This is a genomic window from Pseudoxanthomonas sp. PXM04 (assembly GCF_014851695.1).
Classification (GTDB): Bacteria; Pseudomonadota; Gammaproteobacteria; order Xanthomonadales; family Xanthomonadaceae; genus Pseudoxanthomonas_A; species Pseudoxanthomonas_A beigongshangi.
Window position 1 is genome coordinate 258,409 of the sequence record NZ_JACVAG010000004.1, and the last position, 12,063, is coordinate 270,471.

Annotated in this window: 12 protein-coding genes; all 12 read right to left on the reverse strand. The window is 69.6% G+C overall.

Annotated features, from left to right (window positions below):
• Nucleotides 1-3 precede the first annotated feature (3 nt).
• From IB228_RS11960 to IB228_RS12015, 12 genes are read right to left on the reverse strand one after another with little or no spacing between them, the layout of a single operon-like run.
• The gene (locus IB228_RS11960; protein ID WP_183636605.1) at nt 4-1,248 is read right to left on the reverse strand and encodes a beta-ketoacyl-ACP synthase; all 1,245 of its coding nucleotides are present in this window, start codon (nt 1,246-1,248) and stop codon (nt 4-6) included.
• Complete coding sequence (locus IB228_RS11965; protein WP_141452724.1) at nt 1,245-1,979, reverse strand: 3-ketoacyl-ACP reductase FabG2; 735 nt, start codon at nt 1,977-1,979, stop codon at nt 1,245-1,247. The genes IB228_RS11960 and IB228_RS11965 overlap by 4 nt, the downstream gene beginning before the upstream one ends.
• A complete protein-coding gene (locus IB228_RS11970) occupies nt 1,976-2,473 on the reverse strand; it encodes a hotdog family protein (RefSeq protein WP_183636610.1) in 498 nt (165 codons plus the stop codon). Before IB228_RS11970 ends, IB228_RS11965 begins: the two co-directional genes overlap by 4 nt.
• Nucleotides 2,473-3,663 (reverse strand): beta-ketoacyl-[acyl-carrier-protein] synthase family protein, encoded by a 1,191-nt coding sequence (locus IB228_RS11975; protein ID WP_192198679.1) that lies wholly within the window; start codon nt 3,661-3,663, stop codon nt 2,473-2,475. Before IB228_RS11975 ends, IB228_RS11970 begins: the two co-directional genes overlap by 1 nt.
• On the reverse strand, nt 3,660-4,205 hold the full coding sequence (locus tag IB228_RS11980; RefSeq protein ID WP_192198680.1) for a DUF3261 domain-containing protein: 546 nt from the start codon (nt 4,203-4,205) through the stop codon (nt 3,660-3,662). The genes IB228_RS11975 and IB228_RS11980 overlap by 4 nt, the downstream gene beginning before the upstream one ends.
• Nucleotides 4,193-5,425, reverse strand: coding sequence for an NAD(P)/FAD-dependent oxidoreductase (locus IB228_RS11985; RefSeq protein WP_183636616.1), 1,233 nt, complete (start codon nt 5,423-5,425; stop codon nt 4,193-4,195). Before IB228_RS11985 ends, IB228_RS11980 begins: the two co-directional genes overlap by 13 nt.
• A 6-nt stretch (nt 5,426-5,431) precedes the next feature.
• Nucleotides 5,432-7,792: an MMPL family transporter gene (locus IB228_RS11990; protein WP_192198681.1), complete on the reverse strand. Its 2,361-nt coding sequence runs from the start codon at nt 7,790-7,792 to the stop codon at nt 5,432-5,434.
• Nucleotides 7,785-8,417, reverse strand: a complete 633-nt coding sequence (locus IB228_RS11995; protein ID WP_192198682.1) for an outer membrane lipoprotein carrier protein LolA — start codon at nt 8,415-8,417, stop codon at nt 7,785-7,787. Before IB228_RS11995 ends, IB228_RS11990 begins: the two co-directional genes overlap by 8 nt.
• The gene (locus tag IB228_RS12000; protein ID WP_192198683.1) at nt 8,414-8,836 is read right to left on the reverse strand and encodes an acyl-CoA thioesterase; all 423 of its coding nucleotides are present in this window, start codon (nt 8,834-8,836) and stop codon (nt 8,414-8,416) included. The genes IB228_RS11995 and IB228_RS12000 overlap by 4 nt, the downstream gene beginning before the upstream one ends.
• On the reverse strand, nt 8,823-10,382 hold the full coding sequence (locus IB228_RS12005) for an aromatic amino acid ammonia-lyase (protein ID WP_192198684.1): 1,560 nt from the start codon (nt 10,380-10,382) through the stop codon (nt 8,823-8,825). Before IB228_RS12005 ends, IB228_RS12000 begins: the two co-directional genes overlap by 14 nt.
• Nucleotides 10,360-11,313 carry an acyltransferase gene (locus IB228_RS12010; protein ID WP_192198685.1) on the reverse strand — a complete coding sequence of 318 codons (954 nt, stop codon included), beginning with the start codon at nt 11,311-11,313 and terminating at the stop codon, nt 10,360-10,362. The genes IB228_RS12005 and IB228_RS12010 overlap by 23 nt, the downstream gene beginning before the upstream one ends.
• Nucleotides 11,310-12,062, reverse strand: a complete 753-nt coding sequence (locus IB228_RS12015; RefSeq protein WP_192198686.1) for a glycosyltransferase family 2 protein — start codon at nt 12,060-12,062, stop codon at nt 11,310-11,312. Before IB228_RS12015 ends, IB228_RS12010 begins: the two co-directional genes overlap by 4 nt.
• Nucleotide 12,063 lies beyond the last annotated feature (1 nt).

The following is a 12,063-nucleotide window of genomic DNA, read 5'->3' on the forward strand; positions in this document are numbered from 1 at the left end:
TCGTCATTCCTGCCAGCGGCGGAAAATCAGCGAGGTGTTGATGCCGCCGAAGGCGAAGTTGTTGCTCATCACGTGTTCGGCCCGCAGTTCGCGGCCCTCGCCGGTAATGTAGTCCAGCTCGGCGCAGCGCGGATCGCGCGCTTCCAGGTTGAGCGTGGGGGCGAACCAGCCCTCGCGCATCATCTGGATGGTCGCCCAAGCCTCGTAGGCCCCGCAGGCGCCCAGGGTGTGGCCGACGTAGCTCTTCAGCGAGCTGATCGGAATGCGCGGACCGAATACCTGCGCGGTCGCGGCGGTCTCGGCGATGTCGCCGTGATCGGTGGCGGTGCCGTGCGCGTTGAGATAGTCGATGGCGTCGGGAGTCAGGCCGGCGTCGGCCAGGGCCAGGCGCATCGCCTCGGCCATGGTGTCGGCGCTGGGCTGGGTGACGTGCTGGCCGTCGCTGTTGGTACCGTAGCCCACGACCTCGGCCAGGATGTGGGCACCACGCGCGCGCGCATGTTCCAGTTCTTCCAGGATCAGCGTGCAGGCGCCCTCGCCCAGCACCAGCCCGTCGCGGCCGGCGTCGAACGGGCGCGGCGTGCTTTGCGGATCGTCGTTGCGCACGCTGGTGGCGAACAGGGTGTCGAACACCGCCGCGGCGGTGGCGTCGAGCTGTTCGGCGCCGCCGGCGACCATCGCGACCTGCTTGCCGAAGCGAATCGCCTCGTAGGCCGAACCGATGCCCTGGCTGCCCGAGGTGCAGGCGCTGGAGGTGGTGATGACCCGGCCGGTCAGGCCGAAGAACACGCCGATGTTGACCGGCGCGGTGTGGCTCATCATCTTCAGGTAGGTGGTGGCGTTGATGCCTTCGGTGGTGTGCTCGTTGAGCATCCGGCCGAAGTCGCCGATGGCGCTGTGGGTACCGGCGGACGAACCGTAGGACACGCCAACCTTGCCGCTGCCCAGCAGCGGATCGCCCAGCAAACCAGCCTGCTCCAGCGCCAGTTCGGTGGCGCGCACGGCCATCAACGCAACCCGGCCCATGCTGCGGGTGGTCTTGCGGTTGTAGTGCGGCGGCAATTCGAACTCGGCGGCTGGCGCCGCCAGTTTGGTGTTCAGGCCTTCGTAGATGTCCCATTCGTGCATGTGCCGCACGGCGTTGCGGCACTCGCGCAAGCGCAGGTGCACGCTGGGCCAGTCGTTGCCGAGCGGGCTGATCGTGCCCGCGCCGGTGACCACCACGCGTTTCTGTTGGGCGTCGCTCATCCGATCAGACCTCCGTTGACGGAGATGACCTGGCGGGTCACGTAAGCCGCCGCCGGCGACAGCAGGAACGCCACCACCGCGGCGACTTCCTCCGGTTGTCCCATGCGCCGCATCGGAATCAGCTTGAGCGCTTCCTCGGCGACCTCGCCGGCCACCATCTCGGTGTTGATCAGGCCAGGGGCGACGCAGTTGACGGTGATTTCGCGGCTGGCCAGTTCCAGCGCCAGCGCCTTGGTCGCGCCGATGATGCCGGCCTTGGCGGCGCTGTAGTTGGCCTGTCCGCGGTTGCCGACCAGGCCCGACACCGACGACAGGGTGACGATGCGCCCGGGCTTGCGCCGACGCACCATCGGCATGGTCAGCGGGTTGAGCACGTTGTAGAACGCATCCAGGTTGGTGTGGATTACCGCGTCCCAGTCCTCCCCGCTCATCGCCGGGAACGCGTTGTCGCGGGCGATGCCCGCATTGCAGACCACCCCGTAGTACGCGCCGTGCGCGGCCACATCGGCTTCCAGCGCCTGCGCGGCGGCGGCGCGATCGCCCACGTCGAAACCCATCACCCGCGCCTGCCGGCCAAGCGCGCGGATCTCCGCGGCCACGGCCTCGGCTTCCTCCACCCGGCTGCGGTAATGCACCACCACGTCGAACCCGTCCTGCGCGGCACGCAGCGCGATCGCGCGCCCGATGCCGCGGCTGGCCCCGGTGACCAGGACCGTCGAGTCTCCACTCATGCTTGCTCGTTCTCCAGATAGGCCATCGCGTCCGGTGGTTCGAACACCGACACGTTGGCGCTTGCGATTTCGTCCCCGTTCGCCTCGATGCGGCAGGCGAACATCCCCAGGCCATTGTCGCCCAACAGCTCGCGGATCGCCTCCACCCGCAGCAGGGTGCCGGCCGGGAAATGGGTCCAGGCCGACTGATAGCGGCGGGTGCCCAGCAGGAAGCCGATACTCGGCTCGCCGCCGGCCTGGCGGGCGCGACAGCCGGCCCAGGCGGCAATGGCCTGGGCCATGTACTCCACCCCGACCCAGGCCGGCACGCCGGCCTCCTCGCTGAACGGCCCGTCGGCCGGCACCCGCACCTCGACCGCCACCCGGTCCTCGTCCCAGCCCAGCAGGCGGTCGATCAGGCGCAGGGTGCCGCGATGCGGGATGACCCGTTCGATGTCGTACAGCGGATGCGCCGCATCGGCCGCCGGCAACGGGCGCGCATTGTCCAGGTTCATCATCCGGCTCCCAGCAGCAGGACCGCGTTGCTGCCGCCAAAAGCGAAGGAATGGCTGAGCACATGCCGCAGCGGACGCGCGGCGCGCTCGCCGGGGGCGGCGAAGTGCAGTGGCGCCAAATCCGGATCCGCTTCGCCATCCCACCAGTGCGGCGGCAGGCGGTGCTCGGGATTGGCCGCCAGCGCGAGCCAGGACAGCCCGGCCTCGATCGCGCCCGCCGCGCCCAGGGTGTGTCCGGTCAACGGCTTGGTCGAACTCACCGGCGTGCCGGGCCGCATCGTCGCGGCGACCGCGCGGCTTTCCATCGCGTCGTTCTGCGGCGTGGCGGTGCCGTGCAGGTTGACGTAGTCGATGTCGTCGGCCTGCACACCCGCGCGCGCCAATGCCTGCCCGATCGCGGCGATGGCGCCGACACCCTGCGGCTCGGGCGCGGAGATATGGTGGGCATCGGCGGTTTCGCCCCACCCCGCCAGCCGCACCGGTCCGGGTTCGCGGGTCATCAGGAACAGCGCGGCACCCTCGCCGATGTTGATGCCGTTGCGGTGACGCGAGAACGGATTGCAGCGGGCGGCCGATACCGATTCCAGCGCGCTGAAGCCGTCGATGGTGAAGCGGCACAACGAATCCGCGCCGCCGACGATCACCGCGTCGACGATGCCCGCGCGCAGCAGGCGCGCCCCCGAAGCCAGGGCCTTGGCACTGGAGGAACAGGCGGTCGATATCGTCCAGGCCGGACCGTGCACGCCCGCTTCGGCGGCGACGAACCGCGCCGGCGTGCCGATCTCCTGCTGGGCGTAGTGGAAGCCCGCCGGCCAACTGCCGTGTTCGTGCTTGAACGGCAAGGCCTGTTCGGATTCGCCGATGCCGGAGGTGCTGGTTCCCAGCACCACCGCCACCCGGTCGGCGCCATATCGGTCAATGGCGGCGGCCACGGCCGGTGCGATCTGGGTGAATGCGCCGCGCAACAGCGCGTTGTTGCGTCCGCGCAACGGCAGCGGGCAGTCGGACAGATCCGGCAGGACGCCGGTCACCGCGCCCAGCATGAGCGGTCGCCCGGGGGTGAGCGCTTCGCTGAGGCGCACGCCGCCGGGCGCATCGCCGGCGAACAGCGCGGTCGCCACCGCGTCGCGGCCGGTGCCCAGCGCGCAGGTGATGCCGAGTTCGTTGAGGAAGACCGGCGCGGTGTTCACGGGTTGGCCTCTCCGCCCACGGTCTGGATGTCCAGCGCGTAGCCTTCGGCCAGGTTGCGCAGCCGCAGGTTGTCCGGCGCGTCGCGGGTCAGCACCAGCCAGGCGGTGCCGTCGCGCAGCAGCCGACGCTCGTGGCCATCGTCCTCCACCCGCCACCCGGCGGGCAAGGCGCCACGCACGGCTTCCAGCGGCCATAGCGCGAACTGGAGATCGTCCAGCACGCGCTCGCCGCGCACCGCCGGCGGCAGCCAGGGCGCGCGTTGCTGGTGCAATTCGCGGCCATCCCATTGCAGGCGCACGCCGGACTGGCCGAGTGCCTGCACCGCCAGCCGCACTTCCTGCGCGTCCACTTCCAGCAACGCATCCAGATCACGTTGCCGGGCGCCGAACTGGAAATGCAGGCGCTGCTGCACCGCCAGCGGTTTGCCCAGCGCGGCCGGCGCCAGCCGCAGCGGCGGCAACGCGACCGCCGGTGCCGGCGCGCGGTGCGCGCAGGCCGCCAGCAGGCACAGCATGCCCAACAGGGCGATCAGGCGTCGCACAGTTCCTCCAGCACGCGCAGGCGGCGGCCGGTGTCGGCGACGTACGGGTTGCGGGTATCCCAGGCGTAGCCGGCCAGGATCGAGCAGATCATGCGGCGGATCTCCGGCTGCTGGTCAGGATGGAAAATGATCTTCTGGAAGCCGCCCGCATACCACGCCTCCACGAAACGGCGGAAGGTCTGCACGCCCGCGCGCAGCGGTATCGAGTAGTCGGTTTCCCAGTCCACCGTTTCGCCCGCGTAGCGGCGCCGCAGGCAGTCGGCCGCCAGTTGCGCCGACTTGAAGGCGATGGTCACGCCCGAGGAGAACACCGGATCCAGGAATTCGCCGGCGTTGCCCAGCAGTGCGTAGCCCGGCCCCCACAGCGAGTTCACGTTGGCCGAGTAGCCGGTGATCTGGCGCACCGGCAGCACCGCCCACTCCGCGTCCTTCAGCAGCCGGGTCAGGTTGGGATCCTCGCCGACGATCGCCTGCAGGCGCTCCAGCTCCGTGCCCGGATAGCGGTTGAGGAATTCCATTTCCGCGACCACGCCCAGCGAGCAGCAGCCATTGGAGAACGGGATGGTCCAGTACCATACGTCGACGTGCTCGGGGTGGGTGGTGATCAGGATCTTGTTGCGATCAAAGCCGGCATCCTGCGCGATGTGGTCGCGAACGTGCGTGAAGATGGCGCCGCGCACCGGGAAATTCGACGGCGATTCCAGTTTCAGCAGCTTGGGCAGCAGCCGTCCGAAGCCGCTGGCGTCGAGCATGAAGTCCGCCTCGACCTGGTAGGTCTCGCCCTCCGGCGAGCGCACGGTCACCCGCGGGCGCTCGCCCGGTTCGGCGGCCAGCACCTCGTGGCGATAACGGACCTCCGCGCCCATCCGCTCCGCGCCCCTGGCCAGCACGTGGTCGAAGTCGGCGCGCTGCACCTGGTAGGTGGTGCCCCAGCCCGGCGAGAACTTGTCGCGGAAATCGAACTGGGTGGTGCGCTCTCCGCGCACGAACGCGGCACCGTTCTTGTACTGGAAGCCGGCTTCCACCACGTCCTGCAGCAGCCCGGCGGCCTCGATGTATTCCATGCTCTGCGGGAGCAGGCTCTCGCCGATGGAGAAGCGCGGGAACTGCTCGCGTTCCAGGATCAGCACGCGGCGTCCCTGCTGGCGCAGCATCGCCGCCGCCACCGAGCCCGCCGGGCCCGCGCCGATGATCAGGATTTCCGTCTGTTCGATTTTCATTCCTTGCTACTCGTGCTCTTGAGGTGACGGGGAAGCCGCCGGTGGGCGGAACAACGGTGAAACCAGCCAGACCAGGCCGATGCCCAGCAGCAGGGTGAGGCCGAACGCACGCAACGCCGGCGTCGCCGACAGCGCCAGCAACCCGAACGACAGCCAGGTGCTGGCCGCGCCGATGCATACCGCCATCCAGGCGCGGGCGTCGCCGCGGTGTTCGGTCAGGAAAATGCCGTAGTCGATGCCCATGCCCAGCAACAGCAGCAGGGCCAGCACGTTGAACAGTTGCAGCGGCTGGCCGGCCAAGCCCAGCAGCGCGACGGTCAACGCGCCGGCCAGCAGGGTCGGCACCATCACCCGCCAGGCGCCGGCGCGATAGCGCCACCACAGCAATGCATACACCAGCACCGCGCCGGCCAGCAGCAGCCCACTCATCAGGTGGCGGTAATGGCGCAGCAGGCGCGAGAAGTCGGCGGTGCGATCGACCCAGCGCACCCCGGGCAGTTGCGCGGCCTGTTGTTCCAGCAACGCCAGCGCGCCGTCGCGTCCCAGGTCATCGATCAGCACCACGCTGGCCAGTTGTCCGCCCACCTGCCCCAGCCATTGATGGCGAAACGGCGCGGACACCGGCGAAGCCAGCCACGCCTCGGGCCGCAGGGGGCCGGCGCTGAAATCCGGACGCGCCAGCGATTCGCCCAGCGCCTGTCCGACCTGCGCCATCACCGCGCTTTCCACCCGTCCGGTCAACACGGCGTCGGCCTGTTGCCGGCGCAACGACGGCAACCAGTCACTGATCGCGCGATGGCCGCCGATGCGGTCATCGGTCTCCAGCTTGCGCAGGCGTTCGGTCAACGCCTCTTCGCGTTGCAGCAGGGTTTCGGCATCGTCGGCGCGGATCAGGAAGAACTGCGCGGGACTCGGCATCCCCAGCAGCCGCCCCACTTCGATCTGCTGGGCCATCACCGTCGGTGGCGAGGATTGCAGGCTGCGAAGGTCGTCATCGCCATGCACGCGCAGCAGGCCGGCGACCAGCACCACGGCCACCAGCACGCCCACCACGATCCCGCCGCGGCTGCGAACCGCGCGCGGCCAGCGGTCCAGCGAACGGCCAATCGCCCGCGAGAAACGGGTATCGGGCACCTGGCCGCCATCAAGCCACGGGAACAGGCAGATCACGGTGAGGAACGCGCCGGCCAACCCGACCACCGAAAACAGCGCCATCTGGCGCAGGCCCGGAAACGGCGCCAGCCCCAGCGCCAGATAGGCCAGCGCGCTGGTCGCCAGCGCCAGCCACAGGCCCGGCAACAGGTGGCGCAACAAAGCCCAGCGCCGTTCCGCCGCCACGCCCTGGCGCGAGGCGAACCAGTGGATGCCGTAGTCCTCGGCCACGCCGACCAGGCTGGCGCCGAAAATCAGGGTCAGCAGATGGACCTGGCCGAACACCAGCGCGGTCACCGACAGCGCGGTCGCGCAGCCGATGATCAGCGAAGCGGCCACCAGCAGGATCGGACGCAGCGAACGAAACGCCAGCCACACCAGCAGCAACACCGCCGCCAGCGAGCCCCAGCCGATGGTGTTGATTTCGCGGTTGGCCTGCACCGCCGCCGCCTCGGCGTGCAGCGGCACGCCCGCGCGCAGCACGCGCACCGAGGGCTCGGCCGCGCGCGCGGCGGCGCCGGCGCGGTCCAGCGCGTCCTGGATGACGCGTTCGCCATCGAGCCGGAACGCCGAGGCGCGGGTCTGGAACGCCAGCACGCTCCAGTGCAGGCCATCCTTTTCCAGCAGGCCGTCCTCGCCCACGCTCAGGCCCGACGCGCGCGCGCGCGCCTGCCACCATTGCGGCCACAGGCCGAGCGGGTCCTGCCGCCATTCGGTCAACCGGGGTGCGCCCATGGGGCCGTACAGCGCGCCCAGCGCCTGTTCCGCCAGCACGGCGGTGTCGGCCGTGGCGATGCCGACGCGCTGTCCGGGCGTCAGCAGACGATCGCGATACGGCGCGTAGAAAGCCTGCGCCTGCGGAAACCAGTCGGCGGCATTGTCGGCCGCGGTGAACGGCAATCGCGCCGCGTCCTCGCCGGCCAGCGAACGGCGGAACGCCGTTTCGGCCCGATGCGCCTGCTCCGGCGTGGCCGCGCCCAGCACCACCACGATCTGGCGCGCACCGGCATCGGCGATGCGCTCGGTGGCATCGGCCAGCACGCGATCGTCGGCATCGCGCGGCAACAGCGCCAGGATGTCGCTGTCGATCGGCGGGTGCTGCCAGAACCGCCACTGATGCGCCGCGACCGCGGCCACCGCGAGCAGCCACAGCAGGGCCAGCCAGCGCCAGCCGGAACGCCAGCGGCGATCCCGCGCGTCCAGGCCTTCAGTCAAAGCGGCGCGCCTCGTCCGCGGCCAGCGTGGCCGGCGTGTCCTTCAGCGCCGAAAACCGCAGCAGCGTGCTGTCGCCGTTGGCTTCCTCGATCCGCACCTCGCGGACGTAGCGATCACCACTCAGCTCGATTCTGGCGAACACCTTGGCCAGTGCCGCCGACCGCGGTTTCAGGTCCAGCCGCCAGCCGTTGTCCGGCAACGCCTGCACTCGGGTTTCGAAACGCGAGGACAGCGCGGCGACATCGCCGCTGACCAGCGCGAACATCATCGCGTTGACCGAGCGCAGGGCCGGCTGTTCGCGACCGTCCACCTCGACCCGCTGGCTGCCGTCGCGCTGGCGGCTGAGGATGCGATCGCGGGTGATCACCATCTCGGACGGGAACGGCTTTTCCGTCGTCCAGATCACCCCCTTCTGCCGAGCGACCACGAACCGGCCCTGCGAACGCAGCGGGTTCTTGAAGCCGGTGATGCGCTTTTCCTGTTCGAACTGGCCACGTAACACTTCGACCTGGGCGACGCGCTGCTGGATCACCGCCAGATCGTCCGCCGCGCGCGCGGACGGCGGCCACGCGCCCGCCGCCAGCAGCAGCACCGACGACAACAGGAAACCGGACCACCGCTTCATTCGACCTGCACTCCCAGCCGTTCCCACAGCACCGGCGGACACGCATAGAGCATCTCGCCTGAAGCCGCCTCGACCGCCACCTGGAGGGTGTGGGCGCGGGTCAGGACCTGTTGGGATTCGGCGTCGCGGATGACGTATTCCAGCTTCAGCCGGTTTTCCCACTCCACGATTTCGGCGCGCACCACCAGCGGCTGCGCATAGCGCAGGGGACGGATGTACTTGATGCGCGCATCCACCACCGGCCACAGGAAACCCGAGGCCTGCATCTGCGGATAGTCGTAGTCGAACCGTTGCAGCAGCGTGCAGCGGGCGATTTCCAGGTACTTGAAGTAGTTGCCGTGCCAGACCACCTGCATCGGATCGCAGTCGTGGAAGGCTGGCGACAGCGCGATTTCGCAGGACAGATCAGGCGTCGGCATACAGGCCCCAGCGCCGCGCGCGCACGTCCCCGCACAGCGCGCGCAATTCGTTGTCCAGCGCGCGGTCCTCCACGACCAGGGCGATGCGGTCGCGCAGATCCGCGTACATCGCCGCCGCCTGCTCGCCGAACACGGCCGAACCGCCGGCGCGCGCGCGCAGTTCCACCGCCTGGCGGGCGGCGATCAGCATCGCCGCGACCACCTGTTCGGTCAGGGTGATCACGCGCAGGCAGTCGCGGGCGGCGATCGTGCCCATGCTGACCTTGTCCTGGTTGTGGCATTCGGTCGAGCGCGAGAACACCGAGGCCGGCATGGTCAGCTTGAGCGCTTCGGCGGTCCACGCCGACACGCTGATCTGCAACGCCTTCAGGCCGTGGTTGATAGCCGCGCGCGGGCCGGTCGCGGCGGACAGGTTGGACGGCAGGCCGTGGTTGAAGCGGGTGTCCACCAGCAGCGCCAACTGGCGGTCCAGCAGATCGGCCAGGTTGGCGACCGCGTTCTTCATCGCGTCCATCGCGAAGGCGATGTGGCCGCCGTAGAAATGCCCGCCATGCAGGATCTGGCCGCGCTCGGGATCGATCAGCGGATTGTCGTTGGCACTGTTGAGTTCGGTTTCAATCAACTGGCGGAAGAACGGCAGCGCGTCTTCCAGCACGCCAATCACGTGCGGCGCGCAGCGCAGCGAATAACGATCCTGCAGGCGCTGCTCGTTGCGCGGCGGACGATCGCTGTGCAGGTCCCGGCGCAGGCGCGCGGCGGTCCGCGACTGGCCCGGATGCGGCTTGGCGTTGAACAGCACCTCGTCGAAATGGTGCGCGTTGCCGTCGCTGGCGAGCACGTTGAACGCGGTCAGCCGGGTCGCCAGCCGGTCCAGGTAGTCGGCGCGTTCCCAGGCCAGGCAGGCCAGCGCGGTCATCACCGCGGTGCCATTCATGATGGCCAGGCCTTCCTTCGGCCGCAGCTTGAGCGGGGTCATGCCGATCTCCGCCAGCGCTTCGGCCGCGGGCCGGCGCACGCCGGCGTGGATGACCTCGCGTTCGCCGCACAGTACCGCCGCCACGTAGGACAGCGGGGTCAGATCACCGCTCGCCCCCACCGAGCCTTCGGCCGGAATCAGCGGCAGCACGTCGTGCCGGAGCAGGTTCTCCAGCCCGTCGAGCAGTCCCTGGCTGACGCCGGACATGCCGCGCGCCAGCGATGCCAGCCGCGCCGCGAGGACCGCGCGGGTCTCCTCGGCGTCAAGGAACCTGCCGAGTCCACAGCCATGGTAGGTGTAGAGGTGGTGCGGCAGTTCGGCGACCAGCTCCGGCGGAATGTTGACCGTGCAGGAATCGCCATAGCCGGTGGTCACGCCGTAGATGACGCCGTCCTCGCGCAGCACGCGATCCAGGAAGTCGGCGCCGCGGGCGATGCGCGCGCGGAAACCGGCGTCGTCGGACAGCCGGGCCTCGCGCTGCCGGCGCGCCAGCGCCGTCACGTCCTCGATGCGCAACGGGGCATCGCCGAACCGGACCGCGCCGGTGTCACTCTCGGGGGGAAGCGTCATGCGTAACCTGATCCCAGAAGGGAAAGAAATTGAACCAGTCGTAAGGCGCGCCGACCAACTGGCGCTCCAGCCATTGTGCGAACCGCCCGGCGTGTTCGGCCAGCGCCGCGTCGCGCGAACCGCGTGGCAGGCGGATGTTTTCGGCAAAGGGTTCGAAGCGCACTTCGTAACCATCGCCGGCGTGGGTGCAAGCCATCGTGAACACCGGGCAGCCCAGCGCCGAGGCCAGCGCATAGGCGCCAATCGGAAACGGCGCCGGATGGCCCAGGAACGGCACCCGCACGCTGCGCCCGCCCTGCAAGGGCACGCGATCGCCGGCGATGGCAACGAACTCGCCGGCGGCGATGCGTTCGGCCAGCACCGTGGCGGTGGCCGGCCCCAGTTCGGTCACCTGCATCAGGCGCACGCCGTTGGCCGGGTCCAGCCGGTCCAGCAGGCGGTTGAAGCGCGCCGCGTGCGCGGTATGCACCAGCGCGGTCAGGCGGAAACCCGGCACCCGGTCGGCCAGCGCCTGGCACAGCTCCAGGCAACCGATGTGCGCGGTGATGATCAGCCCGCCGCGCCGCTGCGCGACCATCGCCATCATCACGTCGCGATGGGTGATCACCCGCTGTTCGGGATAGCGGTGACCCATCGCCAGGATCTTGTCCAGCAGGGTCTCGGCGAACATGAAGAAATGGCGCAGGCTCTGCCAGCTCCCCGGCTCGCCACCGAACACTCCGCGATCGTGCGCATGCAGCCGGCGCAGGTACTGCAGCGACGCCGCGCGCGCGGTGGCGTTGCCCAGCCAGTGGAAGAACACCACCGGATAGGCGCACAGCCGGAACGGCCAGCGTCCCAGCCAGCGATGCACGCCGCACAGGAAGCGCACACCGGCCACCGAGGTGGACTCGGCGATGTCCGCCCAGTGCGGTTGTCCGGTGGCGCTCACGCGGGCACCGTCCGTCCACGCAGCAGCCAGCGCGGCAGGCGCCGCAGCATGCCGAAGAACAGGCGCGCGTGCATGCGGCTGATCCGCACGTTGTCGCGCCAGACATCGAAATGCGACACGCCGTCGCTGGGATAGGTCACCCGGGTCGGCAGGTTGATCACCGCCACGCCGCGCCAGAACAGCCGTACGATGATTTCGATGTCGAAATCCATCCGCCGGCCAATCGGTTCCTGCGCCATCAGCGCCAGCACCGGCACCAGCGGATAGACGCGGAAGCCGCACATCGAATCGCGGATGGCGAACGACAGCGTGTTGATCCAGACCCAGACGTGGGTCAGGTAGCGGCCATACAGGCGCCCTTTGGGCACGCTTTCGTCGTATTCGGGCACGCCGCAGATGATCGCCTGCGGTCGCTGCCGCGACGCCTCGGTGAAACGCGGAATGTCGGCGGGATCGTGCTGGCCGTCGGCGTCGATCTGCAACGCGTGGCTGGCGCCCAGCCGCGCGGCTTCGCGGAAACCCGCCATCACCGCCCCGCCCTTGCCCTGGTTGTGCGCCAGCCGCAGCAGCCGCACGCGCGGCGCATGCGCGTGGGCCAAGGCATCCAGCACCCGGGCGCAGGCCGGACCGGATCCGTCGTCCACCAGCAGGCAGTCCAAACCGGAGGCGAGCACGCCGGTGACCATCGCGCCAATCGCGTGCTCGTGGTCGAACACCGGAATGATCACCATCAAGCGATCGACCGACATG